The 22,183-nt window shown below is 67.9% G+C and carries 16 protein-coding genes; all 16 read left to right on the top strand.

Going from position 1 to position 22,183, the window contains the following annotated elements:
- Window positions 1-134: 134 nt before the first annotated feature.
- Window positions 135-1,505 (top strand): class I SAM-dependent methyltransferase, encoded by a 1,371-nt coding sequence (locus BCD48_RS43815; RefSeq protein WP_083420128.1) that lies wholly within the window; start codon window positions 135-137, stop codon window positions 1,503-1,505.
- A 95-nt stretch (window positions 1,506-1,600) separates the two neighbouring features.
- On the top strand, window positions 1,601-3,415 hold the full coding sequence (locus tag BCD48_RS43810; RefSeq protein WP_241842456.1) for a lipopolysaccharide biosynthesis protein: 1,815 nt from the start codon (window positions 1,601-1,603) through the stop codon (window positions 3,413-3,415).
- Window positions 3,416-3,479: 64 nt separating this feature from the next.
- Window positions 3,480-4,469 (top strand): glycosyltransferase family 2 protein, encoded by a 990-nt coding sequence (locus BCD48_RS43805; RefSeq protein ID WP_241842455.1) that lies wholly within the window; start codon window positions 3,480-3,482, stop codon window positions 4,467-4,469.
- Between the two features lie 422 nt (window positions 4,470-4,891).
- Window positions 4,892-5,674 carry a glucose-1-phosphate cytidylyltransferase gene (gene rfbF / locus BCD48_RS43800; RefSeq protein WP_071054601.1) on the top strand — a complete coding sequence of 261 codons (783 nt, stop codon included), beginning with the start codon at window positions 4,892-4,894 and terminating at the stop codon, window positions 5,672-5,674.
- Window positions 5,675-5,678: 4 nt separating this feature from the next.
- Complete coding sequence (locus BCD48_RS43795; protein ID WP_071054599.1) at window positions 5,679-6,755, top strand: NAD-dependent epimerase/dehydratase family protein; 1,077 nt, start codon at window positions 5,679-5,681, stop codon at window positions 6,753-6,755.
- Window positions 6,752-7,984, top strand: a complete 1,233-nt coding sequence (locus BCD48_RS43790) for a class I SAM-dependent methyltransferase (protein ID WP_071054598.1) — start codon at window positions 6,752-6,754, stop codon at window positions 7,982-7,984. Before BCD48_RS43795 ends, BCD48_RS43790 begins: the two co-directional genes overlap by 4 nt.
- Window positions 7,981-9,171: a class I SAM-dependent methyltransferase gene (locus BCD48_RS43785; RefSeq protein WP_071054596.1), complete on the top strand. Its 1,191-nt coding sequence runs from the start codon at window positions 7,981-7,983 to the stop codon at window positions 9,169-9,171. Before BCD48_RS43790 ends, BCD48_RS43785 begins: the two co-directional genes overlap by 4 nt.
- A gap of 7 nt (window positions 9,172-9,178) precedes the next feature.
- A complete protein-coding gene (locus BCD48_RS43780) occupies window positions 9,179-9,652 on the top strand; it encodes an NUDIX domain-containing protein (protein WP_071054594.1) in 474 nt (157 codons plus the stop codon).
- 478 nt (window positions 9,653-10,130) lie between these two features.
- Window positions 10,131-11,063 carry a phytanoyl-CoA dioxygenase family protein gene (locus tag BCD48_RS43775; protein ID WP_071054592.1) on the top strand — a complete coding sequence of 311 codons (933 nt, stop codon included), beginning with the start codon at window positions 10,131-10,133 and terminating at the stop codon, window positions 11,061-11,063.
- A 442-nt stretch (window positions 11,064-11,505) separates the two neighbouring features.
- Complete coding sequence (locus BCD48_RS43770; protein ID WP_071054590.1) at window positions 11,506-15,138, top strand: fibronectin type III domain-containing protein; 3,633 nt, start codon at window positions 11,506-11,508, stop codon at window positions 15,136-15,138.
- Window positions 15,139-15,587: 449 nt separating this feature from the next.
- Complete coding sequence (locus BCD48_RS43760) at window positions 15,588-16,376, top strand: YveK family protein (RefSeq protein WP_131804241.1); 789 nt, start codon at window positions 15,588-15,590, stop codon at window positions 16,374-16,376.
- 56 nt (window positions 16,377-16,432) lie between these two features.
- On the top strand, window positions 16,433-17,962 hold the full coding sequence (locus tag BCD48_RS43755; RefSeq protein ID WP_198543646.1) for an O-antigen ligase family protein: 1,530 nt from the start codon (window positions 16,433-16,435) through the stop codon (window positions 17,960-17,962).
- A complete protein-coding gene (locus BCD48_RS43750) occupies window positions 17,959-19,200 on the top strand; it encodes a glycosyltransferase (protein WP_083420127.1) in 1,242 nt (413 codons plus the stop codon). The genes BCD48_RS43755 and BCD48_RS43750 overlap by 4 nt, the downstream gene beginning before the upstream one ends.
- A 36-nt stretch (window positions 19,201-19,236) precedes the next feature.
- The gene (locus tag BCD48_RS43745) at window positions 19,237-20,448 is read left to right on the top strand and encodes a glycosyltransferase family 4 protein (RefSeq protein WP_241842454.1); all 1,212 of its coding nucleotides are present in this window, start codon (window positions 19,237-19,239) and stop codon (window positions 20,446-20,448) included.
- Window positions 20,449-20,490: 42 nt separating this feature from the next.
- Window positions 20,491-21,486, top strand: coding sequence for a glycosyltransferase (locus BCD48_RS43740; protein ID WP_083420126.1), 996 nt, complete (start codon window positions 20,491-20,493; stop codon window positions 21,484-21,486).
- Window positions 21,487-21,488: 2 nt separating this feature from the next.
- Window positions 21,489-22,100 carry an acyltransferase gene (locus BCD48_RS43735; protein ID WP_071054582.1) on the top strand — a complete coding sequence of 204 codons (612 nt, stop codon included), beginning with the start codon at window positions 21,489-21,491 and terminating at the stop codon, window positions 22,098-22,100.
- The last annotated feature ends 83 nt before the right edge of the window (window positions 22,101-22,183 follow it).

Below are 22,183 nucleotides of genomic sequence, written 5' to 3'. Positions count from 1 at the left end.
CTACTCCGGAGGCCTTGCCGTGGTGTCCAGTCTGGCGAGACCGGACGTCCCTGTCCTGGCTGAGACGTCGCCAGCCAGGCCTGGCACGTCGTCGGCGCACCACCACGTGGCCAACCCGGCGCGGGATTTCTGACATGCGGCAGACCTGTCCCGCCTGTCAGGCCCCTGCACTTGAGCCGCTGATCGTCGTGGACCGCACTCCGGTGATCATCGGGGTGCTCTGCTCGACCGAGGAAGATGCGCTAGGAGCGGTCCGACGCTCGCTTGACCTGCACCTGTGCGGCGTCTGCGGGACGGTCGTGAACGTCGCCTTCGACCCCGACCTGCTCGAGTACGACGGCCACTACGACAACTCGTTGCACTACTCGGGTACCTTCCGCGCCTTCTCAGCCGCCCTGGCGCGTCGCCTCGTCGACACGCACGGTCTCGCCGCACGCTCGATCGTCGAGATCGGCTCGGGCAAGGGCGACTTCCTTCGGGAACTCTGCCGGCTCGCCGGCTCGTCCGGAACGGGATACGACCCCACCTATGTGGGGCCCGACCGGGCCGAGGACGCTGACGTCGCCTTCATCGTCGACTACTACGGTCCGCGCTACAGCGACCTGCCCGGAGATTTCGTCGTCTGCCGGCATGTTCTCGAGCACATCGAGAACCCGCTCGCGTTCCTGCGCAACATACGGGACGCGCTCGGTGAGCGGGACGCGTCGATGTACCTCGAGGTGCCCAACGGCGGCTTCATGCTTAGCGAGGCCGGGGCCTGGGACTACATCTACCCGCACGTCACGTACTTCTCGCCTGCCGGACTGGCCGCCGTCATCACCGCGGCCGGGTTCGACGTCACGGGTACCGGCACCGCGTTCGGTGACCAGTTCCTGTGGGTCGAGGCGAGAACGGCGCGGGCCTCTCGGGACATCGCGCCGGGCACTCTCGCGCCGGGTGATGTGATGGGTACGGTCGGTGACTACGTCGCGAGCGGGCGCCGTTTCGGAAGCCGCTATCGCGACGTGGTCGGCCGCTGGACAAAGGAGTTCGCCGGCGAGGCGACGCCTGGCCGCGGCCCAACGGCGGGTATGGATACCAAGGCGCGGCACACGGGCGCGGATGCACAGGCCCAGCCCGATCTGACCTCGGGGCGGGTCCTGGTCTGGGGTGCCGGTGCCAAGGGGGTGAACTTCCTCAACGTCGTCGGCGCCGGGGCGGCGGTCGCGGGAGTCGTCGACCTGAACCCGAACAAGCAGGGAACGTTCATCCCCGGTACTGGACATCGGGTGCTCGCGCCCGAAGAGATCGCCGGCATGGACATCGATCGGGTACTGCTGCCCAACGCGCTGTACCTGGACGAGGTACGGGCGTTTCTTGACAAGCTCGATGTCCGGGCGGAGGTCATTCCTCTCCTGACGGAGCCAAGGGGGACGGGGACGCGTGGCACGGTCGGAGGATCGACGGATGAGTATCGGAGCACCCCCGCCGGGGGCAGCGCGCATGTCCGTCGGCAGGGTGGCTGACTCTTGAACCGCGATGGCGAGGTGTGGAGGACACCCGCGCACCACCCGTCTGGTCGCTGCTCGCGATCCGTTCGGTCCGTGCCAGGTGATCAACCGTGACTCGGGCTGAGCCGACGCGTGAGCGTCGGCACCGTACTCACTCCAACCCGGGTGGCCGGCCGCCCGCGGCGCTTCCGGCCGCCTCTGGATCGTCCCCTACCGGGGAGACGATCCCCGCGATCCCCGCCTTCCCCGCCGACGCGCCCGAGACCTTTCTTGATCCGGCGGATCTCATGCGGGTCGATGGCTACGACTCGTCGGACACCTTGCGCCCAAGCAATGCTCGTTTCGTCAACGCACCCGCGATGGTCCGGGACCGGTGGAGCGAGGAACGGCTCGATGGTCTCGTCGATCTCACCGAGCCGCCGGCGGCACCTGGCGGCGCGGCGCGGACGGCACCGCGCGACGGGACACCCGCTCACGGCTCGATGGTGCACGGGATTCGCTGGATGTCGCTCAACCAGATCGGCGTGCAGATCATCCGGCTGGTCGTCCAGATCGCGATGGCGCGCATCCTGGAGCCCAGGGCGTTCGGCCTGATGACGATGGCGCTGGTCGTCCTGGCATTCCTGGAGATCGTGCGTGGTTTTGGCACTGGCATGGCGGTGGTCCAGCGGCAGGAGTCCGACCAGAATCTGCTCAGCAGCGTCTTCTTTCTGAACCTCGGGTTGGGGCTCGGCCTGACCGGTGTGCTTGCCCTGGTCGCACCGCTGCTGTCGTTGGCCTATGGCGACTCGGCCCTGACTCCGGTCCTCCAGGTGATCGGTCTGAGCCTGTTCATGCTCAGTGCCGGCGACCTCCAGCAGTGGCTGCTGCGCCGCGACCTCAAGTTCGGCGCCGTGGCCGCCGCGAACATCATCGGCACGCTCTTCAGCGCCGTCTGCTCGATCACGCTCGGCATCCTGGGTGCGGGAGTGTGGTCACTGGTCGTCGGCAACGTGGCCGGCTATGCCGTGATCACGCTGATCGTCTGGTTCACGTCGTCCTGGCGGCCCAGCATCCACTTCTCCTTCGCGGACATCCGCCAGCTCCTCGGCTTCAGCGCGAACCTCAGCGCCTTCAACATCTTCAACTTCTTTCTGTTGAACGGCGACAAGATCATCGTCGGCCGATTCCTCGGAGCTGGCCCGCTCGGCTTTTACGGCCTCGCGCAGCGCGTGCTGATGTATCCTGTCACCTCCGTTCTGACGGCGCTACAGGAAGTCATGTTCGCGGGGCTCTCGCGCATCAAGGACGATCATCCGGAGGTTCGTCGCATCTACTTCCGAGCCTGCGCGGTCAGTGCTCTGATTTGTTTCCCGGCGATGGCGCTGCTGGCCGTCGTCGCGAACAATCTGGTCCACGTCGTGCTCGGCGACAAGTGGGGAACGCTGGTAGGCCTGATCCAGATCCTGGCGCCGATCGGCGGCATCCAGTCGGTGAGCTTCAGCGTCGGGGTCATCTACCAGAGCCAAGGCCGGACCGACCTCCTGCTGCGCTGGGGAATCTTCTCCGGCCTGCTGATGCTCGGTAGCTATTTCGCGGGCCTGCCATGGGGGGTGAACGGCGTCGCGGCGGCCTATGGGATCGTCATCCTGCTGCTCCTGTCCCCCGGGTTCGCGATCCCGTTCCGGCTGATCGGCGCACGGCAGTCCGAGTTGGTCCGGACGCTCTGGCCGTACCTGTGGGCCACCCTGGTCATGTCGGCGCTGGTGGCCGGCGTCCAGTACTGCGTCGGGCGGGCCGGGGTGCTGGCCGTCGCCAACCTGTCGTTGTCCGTCGCGGTGGGCGCGATCTGCTATGTCGGCCTGATGGTGCTGGTCCGCCCGCCCGCATTGCAAGATCTCCGGCGTTTCGCCGGCGCCGGACGCGCGAACGCGCCGACGGCTTGACAAGCCAGCCAGGCGTTGCCCAGGAGCGGCTGAGGACGCCGCGTCTCGGGGGAGGGACCTCGACATGACCATGGCGGCGACGCCAGACCAGAATCCAGCCAGTCCGCTGGCGAAGTCGTTGGGCGGCGACGGCCTGAGGCCGGTCACGGGACGTGCCCCACTCGTGACGGTCGCCTTGCCGGTCTTCAACGGCGAGAACTACCTCGCGCGGTCGCTGGAGTCGCTGATCGCCCAGGACTACCCGAACATGCAGCTCCTGCTCGCTGACAACGGCAGCACGGACGCCACGGAGAGCATCTGCCGCGAGGCGGCCGAGCGCGACAACCGGGTGACCTACCTGCGGTCGCCGGAGAACCGCGGTGCCGCCTGGAACTACAACCGCGCCTTCGACGCCGCCCAAGGCGAGTACTTCAAATGGACGGCCCATGACGACCGGTGCGCGCCGACCTACGTGTCCAGATGCGTGACCGCGCTGGAGGAGTTCGGCCCCGAAGCCGTACTCGCCTACCCCAAGACCCTGGTCATCGACAAGGACGATCAGGTCGTGGGCGAATTCGAGGACGGGATGGACCTCCGGGAGCCGACCCCGCACGAACGGCTGGCGCATTTCCTCGCGACCCGCACCGAGTATCACGCCGTGTTCGGTGTGATGCGGATGGAGGTGCTGCGCGAGACCAGACTGATCGACCGGTTCGTCGGGTCGGACGTGGTCCTTCTCGCGGAGATGGCGTTGCGTGGCCGCTTCCTGGAGGTGCCAGAGCGATTGTTCCACCGGCGTTTCCACGAGGACAACTCGGTGAACGCGAACCCTGACTACCAGGACCGTGCGGCCTGGTTCGACCCGGCGCTGCGCAAGCGCAAGTCGCTGCCGTTCACGCAGATGACCATCCAGATAGCGGCGTCGGTCCGGAAGGCCGAGCTGGGTCTCGCCGAGCAGGGGCGCTGTCTGGACGCCCTCGCGCGCCACTGGGCTCGGCCCTACTGGCGGCACATGGCTGGCGAGATTCGAGCCACGGTCACCAAGAAGCCGCGCAGTGGTCTGTCGGCGTCGTGACGTCGACACCGTGTGACTTAGCGTATCGGCCGAAAGGGCTGGTAGCGGCCCGAAGGCAGTCCCGTGCCGCGGCCCACGTGATCTACGCCATAGCTGTTCGACCCTTACTTGAGACACATAGGGGATCGTGCCAATGTTCGAACGGGATCGTGTCGTGGCCGCCCGCCTCCGGCACATGACCACCTTGTCCATGTCACCCTCGTCGGCTGGCCACCATGGCGCGTCGGGCCCGGCCGACCGGAGTAGTCGTGATCTTACTTCCGACACCGTCGCGGTATAGGTCACGGCGATGTTTCGAGATGACGTCTGACAGATTCACCAAGGTTTTCAGTCATATTCGGTCTGTCGAGCCACCGGGCGTGCGATCGTGCTGTGTGGTCGTACTCCCGGTGCCTCGGTAGCGCCGGGTCGTGAGGGGGGACATGAAAATCGGAATCCTGGCCGGAGGACTTGGCAGCAGGCTCGCCGAGGAGACCACCATCAAACCCAAGCCGATGGTGGAGATCGGTAATCAGCCGATCATGTGGCACATCATGAAGTACTATGCGCACTTCGGTCTCACCGATTTCGCCGTCGCGCTCGGATACCGTGGCGAATACATCAAGCGATGGCTCGTGGACTACGCGTCGCTCGCCAGCGACCTGACCGTGTCGCTCCGAGACGGGACCGTGTACCAACACGAGGCCGACGGCCACCGCGAGGACTGGAGCATCAGCCTGGTCGAGACCGGCCAGGATACGAACACCGGCGGCCGCATCAAGCGGCTCCAGCGGTGGATCGGCACCGAGGGCACATTCATGCTCACCTGGGGCGATGGTGTGTCCGACATCGACCTCCACGCGCTGCTCGACTTCCACCGCGCGCACGGCAAGCTGGCGACCCTGACGGCGGTGCGCCCGCCCGCCCGGTTCGGCCACCTCGAGATCGACGACGACAGCCGGATCACGGAGTTCTCGGAGAAGCCGCAGACTGGCGAAGGCTGGATCAACGGTGCCTTCTTCGTCCTCGAGCCCGGAATCTTCGACTACATCGAAGGCGACCTCACCCAGTTCGAGAAGGAGCCGTTGGAGGAGCTGGCCAAGGACGGTCAGCTGATGGCCTACCGGCACGGCGGCTTCTGGCAGTGCATGGACACTGTCCGTGATCGCAGGCTGCTCCAGTCGCTCTGGGACTCCGGCAACGCTCCGTGGAAGGTTTGGGCCTGACAACATGCGCATCCTCGTCACCGGCCACGACGGCTATATCGGCACCCGTCTGGTCCCGCTCTTCCTGCAGGCCGGCCATGATGTCGCCGGCCTGGACAGTGGCCTGTTCGCCGACTGCACCATCGGCGCGGAGCCGCCCACTGTCCCCGCGGTCCGGGCGGACATCCGTGACATCACGCCCAGCCACCTTGAGGGCTTCGACGCGGTCGTTCACCTCGCGGCGATCTCCAATGACCCGCTCGGCGACCTCAACCCGCAGACCACGTACGACATCAACGCTCACGCCACCATCAGCGTGGCGCGGGCCGCGAAGGCGGCCGGGGTCTCCAGGTTCGTCTTCTCCTCGTCATGCAGCCTCTACGGCGCACATGGCGACGCGCCGATCGACGAGACCGCCGACTTTTACCCGGTCACTCCGTACGGCGAGTCGAAGGTGATGGCTGAGAAGGGTCTGGCCGAGCTCGCCGACGACGCCTTCAGCCCGGTGTTCCTGCGCAACGCGACCGCGTACGGCGTATCGGCCCGGCTGCGTGGCGACCTCGTCGTGAACAACCTGACCGGGTACGCAATCACCACCGGCGAGGTGCGCATGAAGAGCGATGGCACCCCGTGGCGGCCGCTGGTGCACATCGAGGACATCGCGCGCGCGATGCAGGCTGTCTGCGAGGCTCCCCGGGAGAAGATCCACCTGGAGGCGTACAACATCGGCCGGACCAGCGAGAACTACCGGATCCGTGACGTTGCCGAGATCGTCGAGGAGGTCGTCCCGAACTGCAAAATCACTTTCGCGGACGGTGCCAGCCCAGACAAGCGTAACTATCGGGTCGACTGTGACCGGTTCGCCGACACCTTCCCGTCCTTCCAGCCGGTGTGGACGGTGCGCAAGGGAGTCGAGGAGCTGTACACCACGTTCCTCGCCGAGGCGCTCACGCACGACGACCTGGTCGGCGCGCGCTTCCAGCGGATCCGCCGGATTCAGGAGCTGATCGAGCAGGGCGTTCTCAACGACTCACTGCGTTTCACGGCGCTGACGGGCTCCCACGCCGCGGGCACTGGAGCCGACGGCCCGGACGCCTCGTGAGCGACCTGCTGGGCTGCCGGTCCTGCGGACAGACCGGCCTCAAACCGTTCCTCTCGCTCGGCACAACCCCACTGGCTGACGCGCTGGTCACCGAGGACGGGCTGGCCGACCCGGAGGCGCGGTTCCCGCTCGATGTTGCCTTCTGCTCGGCGTGTTCGCTGGTGCAGATCCTCGAGGAGGTGCCGCCGGAGCAGCTCTTCGTCGACAACTATCTTTACTTCTCCTCCTTCTCCGAACACCTGCTGCGGCACTCACGCGAGCACGCGGTCGGACTGATCGAGCGGCGCGGGCTCGACGGCGACAGTCTGGTCGTGGAGCTGGCCAGCAACGATGGCTACCTGCTCCGCAACTTTGTCGAGCGCGGAGTACCGGTGCTCGGGATCGATCCAGCACCCGACCAGGCCGCCGCCGCGGCGGCGGTGGGCGTGCCGACACTCGCCGAGTTCTTCGGCAGCGAACTCGCCAGACAGATCGTCGCCGAGCGCGGGAATGCTGACGTGATCATTGCGAACAATGTGATGGCGCACGTCCCCGAGCTCAACGACTTCGTCGCCGGGATGGCAATACTCGTCGCGGAGAACGGGCTGATCACCGTGGAGAACCCGTACGTGCGCGACCTGGTCGAGCATCGCGAGTTCGACACCGTCTATCACGAGCACTTCTGCTACTACTCCTGCACGGCGGTCGACACGCTGGTCCGTCGGCACGGGTTGTTCCTCAACGACGTCGAGTACTTCCCTGAACTGCACGGTGGCACGCTGCGCTGGCACATCGGCCCGCGCGAGCATGTCAGCGACGCTGTGCGCGGCTACCTGGCCGCCGAGGCGAACGCCGGCATGACCACGTTCGACTACTACGCCGACTTCGGGGTGGCGGTCGAGCGGATCCGCGCCGACCTGCGCGCGCTGCTCGGGTCGCTACGGGCCGGCGGGAAGCGGGTCGCCGCCTACGGGGCGGCGGCCAAAGGCAGCACGCTGCTCAACTACGTCGGCATCGGGACCGATCTGGTCGAGTTCGTCGTCGACCGCAACGTGCACAAGCAAGGCAGGTACATGCCCGGCATGCACCTGCCTATCCGTGAGCCAGCGGCCCTGCTCGTCGAGCAGCCCGACTACGTGCTCCTGTTGGCCTGGAACTTTGCCGACGAAATCATGAAGCAGCAGGGCGAGTACCTGCGACGGGGTGGGAAGTTCATCCTCCCCGTCCCGACCCCGAGGATCGTGCCGTGACCAAACCCATCGACCGGTGCCCGGCCTGCAACGGGTCGAGCCTTACTCCGTTCTACGCCAAGGACGGTGTGGCATCGCACAGCTGCCTGTTGATGGACGACGAGGTGGAGGCGCTCGCGTTCCCCAAGGGCGACCTGCGGATCGTCTTCTGCGACACCTGTGCATTCGTGTTCAACACCCACTACAACGGCTCGCTCGCCGCCTACTCCGCTCGTTACGAGGAGACCCAGGCGTTCTCCCCGCTGTTTCGAGAGTTCGCTCGTGACCTGGCCAAACGGTGGGTCGACAAGTATGACCTGCACGACCGGTCGGTCCTTGAGCTCGGCTGTGGCAAGGGCGAGTTCCTGGTCAACATGATCGAACAGGGTGCCGGCTCCGGGATCGGCATCGACCCGGGCGTGCACCCTGAGCGGATCGACCCGGAGCTGACCGACAGGCTCACCTGGATCGCCGACTACTACGGTCCGAAGTACACCCACCTCAAGGCGGACGCGGTGGTCTGCCGCCACACGATGGAGCACATCTCGCCGGTCGGCGACTGGATGCGTTCCATCCGCGAGGCCATTGGCGACCAGCCGGACACCGTCGTGCTGTTCGAGCTTCCTGACGTGCTGCGGATCCTCGAAGAGGCCGCCTACTGGGACGTCTACTACGAACACTGCTCGTACTTCAGCGCGGGGTCGCTGGCGCGCCTGTTCCGCGCGACCGGGTTCGAGGTGCTCGAGGTCTCCCGTGAGTACGACGACCAGTACCTGGTGATCGAGGCCAAGCCGTCGACGACTCCGGCACCGGGTGAGCCATTGGAGATCGAGGACGATGTCGAGCGGCTACGAGCGTCGCTGGCGTCGTTCGACCTGTCGGTCGCCACGAGCCTGGCGAACTGGTCCGACGAGATCCGCGCGGTGCGCGCGCGGGGTGGCAGGGTGGCGATCTGGGGCTCCGGCTCCAAGGGCGTGTCCTTCTTCGCGGGGCTGGGCGAGGCAGCTCGCCTCGTCGACTACGCCGTGGACGTCAATCCTTACAAGCACGGCAAGTTCATGGCGGGCAGCGGGCATGCGATCGTGGCGCCGGACCGGCTCGCCACGGACCGGCCGGAACTTGTGATCGTGATGAATCCGATCTACCTCGACGAGATTGGCGAGTCGCTTGCCGAGCTTGGTGTGAGTACCGATCTTCGGGCCATCTAGGTCCCCGATGAGCGATGTATTCGATCCGGTCAGACCAGTGGGGTCCCAGGTAGCGGCCAACTCTCTTGTCGTCGGAGGCAGTGCGATCGTCACCGACGAGGGGGGCCGGATCCTGCTGGAGCGGCGTCGAGACAACGGCCGCTGGGGCCTGCCCGGTGGCGGCATGCAGATCGGCGAGTGGTTCGTCGACTGCGTGGTCCGCGAGGTCAGAGAGGAGACCGGTTTCGAGGTCCGGGTGGACCGCGTGGTCGGGGTGTACTCCAATCCCGGCCACGTTATGGTCTACGCGGACGGCGAGCGGCGGCAGGAGTTCAGCGTGTGCTGCGCGTGCACGATCATCGGCGGCGAGCTGAGGGTGAGCCACGAGTCCACCGCGGTTGAGTTCGTCGCGGTGGACGACCTCGACCAGCTCGAATTCCACGAGAGCGCCCGCCAGCGGATCTCCGACTACCTCGAGGGTGGACTACCGGTGTTGCGCTGATCGCGGTCGCGCCCTGGCGGGCGGCTTTCGGCGTCGTTCTCCTCCGCCTGGACGGGCCCTGCCCGGCCCGACGCGACCGGCGACGTGCGCCACTACCAGCGAATTCCGCGAGAGGTGGCTGTTGCGCGGTCGTCGAGCGTCCGCCATCCTAGAAAGTCGCGGGCAAGAAGGGTACGAGTCCGGCCGCCGGCCCAGGCGGACACGCGCGGGCGCCGCATCGCGGGTACGGATCGTCGAGCCGCCTGGGCCGCGAACTGGTTGAGTGCCGACGGAGCATGCACGCCAAGGGGGAAAACGACTCCACGAGCGGCCGGAGTGCTCTTCCTGCAGCGCCTGCTCTGGCATACCACGACGCTTCCGACCTGCGGTCGATCGACGTCCGACAGTGACGGCACCGGCCGCCTGAGTCTGATGGCCCCTCGTGGCCACGGTCTTCGGTGAAATCTCGAGACCCGCCACATGAACATCAAGGATGACCATGACAACGGTTTTCACCGATTCCCCGATGCCGGATGACAGGCGGCGGAGCCACATCTACCAGGGCGACATCTTCGTCACGTCTCCGAATGCCGCCACCCGTGCGCTGACCGACTTCGCGCGTGAGCTCGTCGAGGAGGCGTTCGCGCCGCTCGACCCGCAGCAAGCCCAGCACGAGATCCCGGTGGAGAAGTTCGTCGAGATCTTCGGGCCGGTCAAGCCCAAGTTCATTCATCATCCGAAGACCAAGAGCCTGCTGCGCGACATCGTCGATCAGCAGAGTGCCGATCTGGACGAGACCTACATCGATGTGCCCCGCCTGCGCGGCGCCACCAGCGACGGCTACCTGACCGCCGGCGTCGGCTACGCCTTCCCGCTGCATCGTGACGTGTGGTGGTCGGCGCCGCTCGCCCAGATCAACTGGTGGCTACCGATCTTCGACTTCGAGTCCGAGTCGTCGATGGCCTTCCACCCGCACTACTGGGACACGGGCATCAGCAACGGGTCGGAGGAGTTCAACTACTACGTCTACAACGCGACCGGCCGAGCGCAGGCCGCGCAGCACGTCGGCAAGGACACCCGCAAGCAGCCGGGGCCGCGCGAACCGGTCCGGCCGGAACCGCAGATCCGAGTCGTCTGCCCGGCCGGGGGAATGATCGGGTTCTCCGCCGCGCAGATGCATTCGACGGTGCCGAACACGTCGGGCCGCACCCGCTTCAGCATCGACTTTCGGACCGTGAACGCCGCCGACCTGCGCGCGGGCAGGTCGGCCCCGAACGTCGACACCTACTGCGAGGGCACGAGTCTGCGCGATTTCCGGCGCGGCAGTGACGGTTCGCCGATGCCAGCGGAGCTGGTCGCCCAGTACGACAGCGGCGAGATCCCCGAGGGGGCAGTGCTGGTCTACGAGCCGGTGACGGCCGCCAGCTCCTGACCTGCACGGCCGGCCGGACTGGCCCAGCCGGCGGCGCCCCGACGATCTGGACGACCACCTTCGTGCCATCGTCACTCCCGCCGTGCTGGGCTCGGCCCGGTGGCGGGCCGACCCCGACGCCTCTCGGTTCTTGCTGCGGCGCCACGCCTCCATGACCCATCGTCCTGCGGTAGTCCCCGGCGCCACACCGCGGGTCCAGAAACTCTATCCGGTGCCCATTCACACAATGTCGACGACGGTCCCTCGTTTCCCATCCGCCTGAGGACGATCGCACTCCGACGCCCTATATTGAAAAATCTGCACGGCACCGGACGAGGGCTCGGCGCGGGCGTGGCGCCTTCAGCTGGCCAGTGTCCGGATGGGGCGAGAACCAGGGGGATCGATGGAGACTCGACGTGTGACCCGGCGGAAGGCGCGCGCGCCCGGCCGGATGGCTTGGCGCGTGGGCGCCGCTGGCCTGATGGTGGTCCTGCAGGTCGTAGCGGTCACAGCGCTCGCGACAGCGCCCGCCCGTGCCGACGGCAACCCGCCGGTCTCCGACGAGTTCTCCGGCAGTGCTCTCGACACCAGCCTGTGGTCGGTGACGGACCCGCGTGGCGACACCACCGTCTCCGAGTCTGGTGGGGCGCTTTCCATCGCGGTTCCGGGCGGCACGACACACGATATGTGGAGCTCCGGCCTCAATGGGCCCCGAGTTCTGCAGCCGGTCGGCAACCTGGACACCGACATCCAGACCAGGTTCGTCTCCGCGGTTTCGACGAAGACCCAGATGCAGGGTCTGCTCGCCGTCGGCGGCGACCGCACGGTGCGCTTCGACCAGAGTTACGACGGGAGCACCCAGCGCATCTTCGCGGCAAGTTTCGTCGGGACCACACCGACCGCGAGACTCAACGCGGCAGTGCCGACGACCACTCCGATAGATCTGCGGCTCACCCGCGTCGGAGACACCTGGACGGCGCGATGGTCCGCGGACGGTGTGTCCTGGAACGTCGCGGCGACGTTCTCGTTCTCGATGACCCTTGGCTCGGTAGGCGTCTTCGCTGGGAACGCGGCGACTCCCACCCCGGCCTTCACGTCCCGGGTGGACTATTTCCGACGGGTGACCGCGGACTCGACGCCTCCGGTGATCAGCCAGATCGCGGTCGCGCCGGCGTCGGACGGCGCCACGGTGACCTGGACGACCGACGAGCCCGCTTCGTCGACCGTCGAGTTCGGCCCCACCACCGGCTATGGCAGCTCCGCCGGTGACTCCAGCCTGGCGGTGACCCACCAGGTCCAGCTGGTCGGGCTGTCCTGTGCGACGCAGTACCACTTCCGGGTACGGTCCGCCGACGGCGGCGGCAACCTGGCCACCGGCTCCGACGCCGCCTTCACGACCGCCGGCTGCCCACCACCGGACACCACGGCCCCGGTGCTCAGCAACATCGACGCCCAGGCGACGTCGAACGGCGCGGTAGTAACCTGGTCGACCAACGAGCCATCCAGTTCACGGGTCGACTACGGCACCACGACCTCGTACGGCCAGACCGCTCAGGGCCCGAACAGCGTCACCTCGCACACGGTGACGATCAGCGGCCTCGTCTGCGCGACCCAGTACTTCTACCGGGTGAGCTCGACCGACACCGCGGGTAATCAGGGGCTTGGCACGCCTGGCTCGTTCACGACCCCGGCCTGCCAGAGTTCGGTGCTCAACGACGAGTTCTCCGGAACGTCGCTGAACACCTCGTTGTGGTCGCTGACCGACCCGGTTGGCGACGCCACGGTCTCGGTCGCGCAGGACCGGCTTCGGTTCTCGGTGCCGGCCGGCGTCTCACACGACTTCTGGACTCCGAACCGCGCCCCGCGGCTGACGCAGAACGTCCCGGACGCGGACATCGATGTCGAGGCCAAGTTCGACTCGGCGGTCACCGTCAAGAACCAGTCCCAGGGGCTGGTGTCCGAGGATCCGGCCGGTCGGCTGGTGCGGTTCGACACCTACTGGGACGGGACCGCGCAGCGGCTGTTCGGCGCGACGTTCGTCAACGGCACCCCGACCACCCGGATGAGCACCGTCATTCCGGCGACCGCCCCGATCTACCTCGGACTGCGGCGGGTGAACGACACCTGGACGCTGCGGTGGTCCGCTGACAACGCGACCTGGAACGTGGCGACGACCTTCACGTTCGTCACCGACATGTCCAAGATCGGCGTGTTCGTCGGGAACGCAAGCCCGAACCCGGCCATGACGGCGCTCGTCGACTACTTCCGCGTCGCCGGCGGGGGTTCGCCGCCGCCGCCGTCTCCGCTGACGATCAGCGGTGTGAGCGCCACACCAGGGAACACGTCAGCCGACGTGAGCTGGACCACCAACCGACCGGCGGACACCCGGCTCGACTACGGCACCACCACCTCCTACGGCCAGACCATGCAGGATCCCGCCGACGTCACCTCGCATCTCGTCCAGGCCACCGGTCTGCAGTGCGCCACGACCTATCACTTCAAGGTCAGCTCGACGGACCCAGACGGGCTGGCGGCCAGTAGCCAGGACGGCACGTTCACCACGACGGCATGCCCGACCCAGGGCGGTGGCGTCTCCTCGGACGACTTCTCTGGCCCGCTCGACACCGACCTGTGGACGGTGCTGAACCCGGGTGGGGACGGCCAGCTGGCGATGACGGGCACCAACGCGGCGATGTACGTCCCGTCGCGCACCACCCATGACATGTGGACCAGCGCTAAGACCGGCCTGCAGCTCCTCCAGCCGGCCCCGGACACGGACTTCGAGGTGGAGACCAAGTTCGAGACGAAGCTGGAGCTGAACCGGCAGACGGTCGGCCTGCTGGTCAAGCAGGACGCGTCGAACTTCCTGCGTTTCGACGAGTCGTCGAACGGCACGACGGTGCAGCTCTTCGCCGCGACCGTCACGGGCAGCACGGCCGTGACCCGGCTGAACAAGACCATCACGGCTGGAGACAGCGTCTTCCTGCGAATCCGCCGCGAGGGCAACGCATGGACGCTGCGCCACTCGGTGGACGGCACCAGCTGGACCACCGACGCCACGTTCAACTACACGATGCCGGTGACCCAGATGGGCCCATATGTCGGAAACGGCCAGGGTGCCGCGGCGGTCGCGTCCGTCGACTACTTCAACAACCTCGCGTCGCCGGTTGTCGATGACGGCGGCGCGCCGCCGGCGACGAGCCAGCCGGGCCAGATCCAGCCGTTCTACGGCGACAACCAGAACGTGGGGGTCCACGGATACCCGCAGCAGTGGGCTGGCGTGCTCGGCCGGGCCACCGACGCCGACGGCATTGCCCAGCTCTGGTATCGGATCAACAACTCGGCGCCGCGGCTGCTCAGTGTCGGGCCCAACAACTCGCGGCTGGAGGCGGCGGGTGACTTCGTCGCCGAGCCGGACCGCGCGGAGCTGGTCGCCGGGGCGAACTCGGTCGTTCTGACCTTCATCGACCGACTCGGCCACCAGACGACGCACACCGTGACGCTGAACAACGTCAACGGTCCCGCGCCCGCGCTCCCGTACACCGTGAGCTGGTCTGGCGCCAGCGCGATCAGCGACCGCGGCCAGGTGGTCGACGGCGTGTGGCAGATCACCGGTGACACGATCCGCACGGCCGAGCCCGGTTACGACCGGCTGGTCGGGGTCGGCAGCATGGACTGGCCGGCCGGCTACGAGGTCACGGTGCCGATCACGGTGCATTCGGCCACCTCGGGTGGCGCCGGAATCCTGGTCGGCTGGTCGGGCCATAGCGGCACCAACCAGCCCAGGACGTTGCACCCGTACGGCGCGCTCGGCTGGTTCCGGCTCAACAGACTGGAGCTTCTGGACACCAATGCCGTGGTTGTGACCTCGACGAGCAGATTCCTCACCGTGGACACGACCTACAACTACAAGTTGCGTGCAGATCCACAGGGCAATGGCAACAGCGTTTACAGCTTCAAGGTCTGGCAGGTGGGCCAGCCGGAGCCGGCGACCTGGGATCTGACGACCACGCTGCCGAGCCGCGCCGGGTCGGTCCTGCTTCTGGCGAACGACGCGGATGCCTCGTTCGGGACGGTGGTCGTCACGCCGCTGTAGTTCACGACAGCAGCAGCTGGCGGTCGGTGGTGGCCCGGGACACCGGGCCACCGCCGACCACCTGCAACGTCAGGCGGCCGGGGCTTTCGAGTGGCCGCTGCCGCTGCCGCGCAGGGCGATGCGACAGCCAGGGCCGCGGCGTGTTCCGTGACATCGGAATCCAGGACGAACTCCGGGCCAGCATGGTCGGCACATCAGCGGACGACCGACTCCATGCGAGGTCGGAGCGGCAACATAACGACCTCGGCGGACCCGGTGATCACCATTCACGTTCGTTTGGGGTGGCCGCGTCACGAAGTCCCCTGTGCGCCCTCGTGGTGGGTGTGTGGCAGTATGGCCACGCAGTCGAGATCCAGGGCAACGACGGCGTTCGGGTTGAAACAGGGCCGGGGCCTGGAGCACCCAAGAACACCTTGGACTGGCGCAAGCAGACTTCTGGGGGGATCCAGGTGGATTTGATCAATATTATCCGTGCCACGCTGCGACGCTGGTACGTTTCGTTGCCCTTGGTGATCGTTACCTGCATCTCGCTGTTCCTTGTGACGGCATCGTTTCCCCCTGTTTACCAGACGTCAACAACGGTGCTTATTATCGGGCCGCAGCAAAGCGTCGTCGGTGCTTCAGTGATCAACGTGAACCCCTTCGCCTACCTCAGTGACTCGGTCAAGGTGATGGCGCTCGCCGACGTCGCGGTGGCGAACAGCCAGGAGATCCACAACAAGGTCTACGCCGAGGGTTACCACGGCGAGTTCACGGTCAAGGTGCAGCCGGGGACCTCGTTCATCAACGTGGCGGTGAACGGATCGAGCCAGCAGGAGACCGAGCGGACCACCGGCCGCGTGCTGAAGGAGCTGCAGGACATCGTCGACAGTTTCCAGACGCGCAGCCCCCAGGCTCAGCGGCTGAGCGTGCAGGTCCTGCAGCAGCCCAACGTGTTCAAGGCCAAGCCAGACGGCAGTTCCAAGCTGTTGCTGGTCATCGCCGTGCTTGGGTTGGCCGCATCCATCGGCGGGGCTGTGGCGGTCGACCTCTGGCGGCGTCGCCGGGACGTGGAGGACGACCGGCCCGCGGGGGCCGGCGCGCCTCCTGCCCCGCGCGACGAGAACCGCGGCGACGTCTCGCCGGACACCGTACGGCTGCAGCCGTACGGCCGTGACCAGGTACGGCCGGCGCCGGCGGCGCCCCGGTCGGACGACCAGGAGGCGTACGCCGACACCTCGGGCCTGAGGAAGGCTTGATGGGCGGCCCTCACGACGTGGGCCACCGTGGCGGTCGTGCTCCTCGAGAGGCCGGCTTGGGGGATCACCCGCAGGCGGCGTCCGGCGGTATCTCCGCGTCGGCGGCCATTCACACGGGCCGGCCTCCGATCGGGTGGCGAACGGCGGTCCCCGGCGGGATCTACCTCCTGGCCGTGATCGTCTCCGGCCTGATCGTGCCGTTCGGCCCGGCCGCGCTGCTGCTCATCGTCGCGATCGTGCCGGTCGCGATGGTCTGCCGCTGGGATTCGGTCTCCGCACTGACCCTGTTGCTGCTGGTGGTGTTCGGCATCTCGGCGCGGTACACACTCGGAGTGGGCCCGCCGGTCATGTTCGCCGGCCTGTTCTGTCTGGGCGTGTGGCTGGTCGCCACGCTGACCGACCGCCGGCCGGCGCCACGCAGTCCGGTGCGCGCCGCGACCCTTCTGCTGATCTGGTTCCTGCTGCTGGGCTACGCGGTTGCCTTCACGAGGGTGCTGACCACCCTCGAGGTGAGCAACGGACAGCGTCAGACTCTGATCATGATAGCCGCGGCCGGGGTGACCTTGCTGGCCGCCGACCGGATCAGCGACAGACAGCGGCTGGATGTCCTGCTGCGCCGGCTGGTGCTCGGAGTCACCTTCGTCTCGGCGATCGCGATCGTGCAGTACCTGTTCGACCGTGACCTCAGCATGTACTTCGTGCCGCCGGGCCTGCACCAGGACGCCGCGGCGGCGGCCATCCTCGAGCGGTCGAACCTGCGCCGGGTCGCGGGTACCGCCGGTCACCCGATCGAGTTCGGCGTGCTGCTGGCGATGGTGCTGCCGCTCGCACTGCACTTCGCGATGTCGTCCTCGCCCGGTCGGTCACGTCAGTGGGCCTGGCTGCAGGTCGCGTTGATCGGGATCGGCCTTCCGCTGAGCATCTCGCGGTCCGCCGTGCTGAGCCTGGCGGTCGCTCTCATCGTCATGATGGCGGGGTGGGACAACCGGCGCCGACTGAACTTCGGCGCGTCGTTGCTGCTGTTCACGGCGTTCTTCAACGTCGCGGTTCCCGGCGTGTTGGGCACGATAAAGGCGCTGTTCCTGTGGGCCAACGAGGATCCCAGCGTCGCGGGCCGCACCGAGGACTACCCCTTGGTGTGGCACATGATCGCCCAGCGCCCGGTGCTGGGCCGGGGGCTCGGAACGTTCGTCCCTGGCCAGTATTTCTTCCTCGACAACCAGTTCCTCGGCACCATCATCGAGATCGGCTACCTCGGTCTGGCCGTCGTGGTGCTGTGGCTCGTCGTTGGTCTCGCCTGCGCCCGCGGCGCGCGCAGGCGTGCCGTCGACCCCGTGGACCGTCAGCTCGGCCAGGCGATCGTCGCCGGGATCCTGGCCGCTGTGGCGAGTTGCGCCACGTTCGACACCTTCGGCTACCGGCAGGTCACTTTCACCCTGTTCCTGCTCGTCGGCTGCGCCGGCGCGCTGTGGCGGCTGACCGCCGCCGACCGAGGCGTCTACGCCCGCGAGGCGGGGGCAACGAGCGGATCACCCGCCGAGGCCGATGACACGCGCGGCGTGCCGGTGGCTGTGAACGGGTCATGACCGGCTCCCTGGGGCAGGCCTTGACGGACAGCCGGCCAGCAGGTCGGCTGTCCGTCAGCGGGCCGGCCCGGCGCTCGCCGGCCGACGGCGCGGCCGACGTCGTTCTGACACTGGCCTGGGAGACCTGGGCCGACATTCATCGGCGCGAGTTCGCCTTCTCGGTCGACCGGCTGTTCGCCCACCTCTATGCGTCGAACCGGGTGAACCGGCTGCTACTGGTCGACCCCTGGCGCAGCACGCTGGTCCGCCGGGCACGGCGAATGCTTGGTCGCCCGCCGGGCGTCTCGTTCCCCGCCGACGCGGGCACCAGTCACCTCACGCCGATGCGGGCACGGCGGGCGGACCCGGCCGAGCCGGGTGATGTGGCGGCGGAGTACCAGCGCTACGACGGCCTGGTCGCCCGCGCCGTCCGCGACCATGGGCTGCGCGATCCCGTCCTGATCGCGACGCATCCGTTCCATGCGGCAGCGGCACGACAAGACCACTGGCGCAGGCGGATCTACTACGGGTGGGACGACTTCGCGTCCTATGCCCCACACGCGCGCTGGCACGAGGCGATCCGGGACTCCTACCGCAGGATCTCGGAACATGCCCTGCCGGTCGCCGCCGTCACGCCGGCGATCATCAGAACCATCGATCCGCGCGGTCCGGGACTGGTGCTGCCCAACGGCGTGGAGCCGGCGGAGTGGAGCTCACCCGGCCCGGTGCCGCCGTGGTTCGCCGCGCTTGCCCATCCGATCCTGCTCTACACCGGCACGCTGGGACAGCGCCTCGATCTCGACGCGCTGATCGCGCTGGCCGAGGCCAATCCGAAGGGAAGCGTGGTCCTGGTCGGCCACTGCGCCGATCCCAGCTACCTTGCCCCGCTGCTGCCGCACCGCAACGTCCATGTCCGCGGCCTGCACTCGCGAGCTGCCGTGGTCGCGATGACCGCGGCGGCCGACGTCTGCCTGCTGCCGCATGTGCCGTCCCCGCTGACCGAGGCCATGAGCCCGCTGAAACTGTTCGAGTACCTGGCCGCCGGCCGACCCGTGGTGGCTTCTGACCTGGAGCCCGTGCGCGCGCTCGGCCGCGAGGTGCGCATCGCCCGTGACGCCGCGCAGTTCGTCGACCAGGTGGCCCGAGCGATCGACGAGCCGGCCGTCCCGCCGTCGGCGCGCGCTGACTTCATCGCCCACAACTCCTGGTCTCGACGGTTCGACGAGCTGCTGACCTTCGCGCTGGGAAGCGACACGTGAGGCTGGTCCCGGAGGCTGCCCGGTGAGAGTAGAGAAGTGAAGGCCCAGATTGGTCTGCCTCCGCGGGTGCTCTACAGCTTTCCGCATCCGCTCGGTGGCGCCGGGATCGGGACCACCGCGTACTACCAGGTGCTCTCGCTGTGGCGACAGGGCATCACCGTGGACGTCATGTGCGCGAGCCTCGCTCGGCCACTGCCCGCGGGACTGCGCGTCGTCCAGACGCTGGCCGTCGCCGGGCGCCGGGTGCCGCCTCGTGTCCTCGGGGTGGGCCGGGCGCGGGCCTACCACGACAGGCTCGTCGCGACGGTCGTCAGTCGCGGCCGCCACAACGTGGTGCATGCGTGGCCGGCGTCGTCGCTGCGCACGCTGAAGGCCGCCCGCCGCACCGGCGCGGCCGGCATGCGCGAGGTGCCCAACACGCACACCGGGCACGCCTTCGAGGTCGTCGGTCGGGAGGCCGACCGGATTGGCTGTCCGCTGCCTCCGGGCGCCCTGAACGCCTTCGACGCCGCGGTGCTGCGTGCCGAGGAGGCCGAGTGGGCGAGCGCGGCCCGTCTGCTCGTGCCATCGGAGGTGGTGGCGGAGACATTTCTAGCCCGTGGGTTCGCCCCGGACCGTCTGGCCAGGCACCGCTATGGGTTCGACCCCGAGATCTTTGGGCCTCCGGACGAGCGTGAGCTCGCTCGGGACGCCGACAGACCACTGCGGGTGGTCTTCGTGGGCCGCTGCGATCCCCGCAAGGGCCTTCACCTGCTGCTGGAGGCCTGGGAGAAGGCCGGCCTGAGTGGCCGTGACGCCGAGCTGACGATCTGCGGCACCTTCGAGCCTCGCTACCACGCCCTGCTCACGCCGACGCTCGACCGACTGGGGATCCGGATGGCCGGCTTCGTCGATGACGTCCCTTCCTTTCTGCGACGCGCCGACGTGCTTGCGCTGCCGTCGGTCGAGGAGGGCAGCGCGCTGGTCACCTACGAGGCGCAGGCCAGCGGCTGCGCGTTGCTCGTCTCGCGCCAGGCCGGCGCGGTGGTCACGCACGGCGAGCAGGGGCTGATCCATGAGGCGGGAGACGTGGCCGCGCTCGCGCGGGACCTTGCCCGGCTGGCGGCTGACCGGGAGATGCTGGCCCGGCTGCGGCGGGGGGCGCTGCGCGGTCGAGACCATCTCACGTGGGATTATGCGGGCGTCGCGCTGATGGACGCATATCGCGAGGGTTTGCTGGACATGGTCACCGCCCCGCGGGCGGATTGACTGGACTCGCGCGTCGGGCCGACGGGGGGAGAAACCGATCCGATGTCCGATCATGTGGCAAGTGTCATCATCCCGGCGCACAACGAGGCGGCAGTTATCGAGCGCTGCCTGACGGCGCTGCGCACCGGCGCCCCCCCGGGCGCCCTCGAGATCGTGGTCGTCTGCAATGGCTGCACCGACGCGACGGCGCAGCTTGCGCGGTCCGCGAGCGTGACGGTGCTGGAGACGCCCCAGCCAGGGAAGGCACGCGCGCTCAACCTCGGCGACGAGATGGTCTCCGCCTTTCCCCGTTTCTACGTGGACGCGGACGTGGAGGTCACGGGCCATGCCCTGATGGCCGTAGCGGCAGCGCTGAGGGACGGAAGATGTCTGGCGGCCGCCCCGAGAGTCGTGATCGACCCGACCGGGACGAGCCGGCTGGTGCGCGGCTACCACCGGATCTGGTCTCGACTGCCGTATGTGACAGCCGACCACATCGGCTCGGGGGTAGTTGGGCTCAGCGAGGCCGGTAGGGCCCGTTTCGTATCTTTTCCAGCCGCGATCGCGGATGACTACTTCTTATATGCCCTTTTTGTGCCGGGCGAGCGTCGGACCGTGTCGGATGTCACTTTCACGGTCTTCCCCGCCCGTACTACCCGCGACCTGGTGCGTCGGAAGACCAGAGTCTTCGCGGGCAACATCGAGATGCGCCGGGCCGGCCACGCAACCGCGCCGAAGGACGCCGTGACCCCGTCCGACCCGCGACCCGGCACCGAAACGGCCGCGGCGGTGAGGACCTCGGTCACGCCTACCGATCAGGCACACCAGCCGGTCGGCGAAGCCGAGCCCGGCACGCCACGGCGCGTCCGCCCGACCGAGAAGGACAGCCCGGCGGGCAACCTGCTGAGCGTCGTCGCGTCCGACTGGACTCTCCTGACGGCCCTGCCCGCGTACGTCGGGATATCGGTGGTGGCAAAGGTGCTGGCCCGTCGGAAGGTCGCCCGCGGCGACCTCGGCTCCTGGGAACGGGACGAGAGCAGCCGGATCAAGGTGGGATAACCGTGGCACAAAGACTCGTCCGCGCACTGCGGTCGGTGTTCGACGTTCGCGTCTGGGCGCATCTGTTCCGCCTCGTGCACTTCTACGGCTACTCGCATGTCCTGCCGCGCGCTCGCGTGACGATGGGGCAGGGGGTGCGCATGGCGCCGAACGTCTCGATTCGCAATGGCGAGCGGATCACCATCGGGGCCGGCGCGCACATCGGTGAACGCTGCTACCTCTGGGCGGGCGACGACCTAGGCCAGATCGACATCGGGGAGAAGGCACTGTTCGGCCCCGAGGTCTTCATCACCGCCTCGAACTACATGATCAAGCCAGGTACCCCGGTCATGGACCAACCGAAGATCGAAAAAGATGTACGGATCGGCCGGGATGTCTGGTTGGGCGCCCGAACGGTGGTGCTCGCGGGTGTGACCGTCGGCGACGGCTGCATCATCGCGGCTGGTGCTGTGATCACCAGGTCGGTGCCGCCCAACTCGATCGTCGCCGGGGTGCCAGCCCGGGTGATCGGCATGCGTACCGAGCCGGAGGAGGCTCCGACTCCGGTGGGCGTGTCCGGCACGGTCTCGGGCCCGGCCGCGAGCCCGGAGCCCGGCCGCGAGCAGCCTGCCTGAATCGAGGCGGGCGGCCTCCGGCGAACGGGCCATGACGGTCATGCCCACGGCGGCCCGACCTCCTGCCCGGCGAGTTCCCGATG

Source organism: Pseudofrankia coriaricola (assembly GCF_001854805.1).
GTDB lineage: Bacteria > Actinomycetota > Actinomycetes > Frankiales > Frankiaceae > Pseudofrankia.
This window is presented reverse-complemented; position numbering and strand designations above follow the sequence as displayed.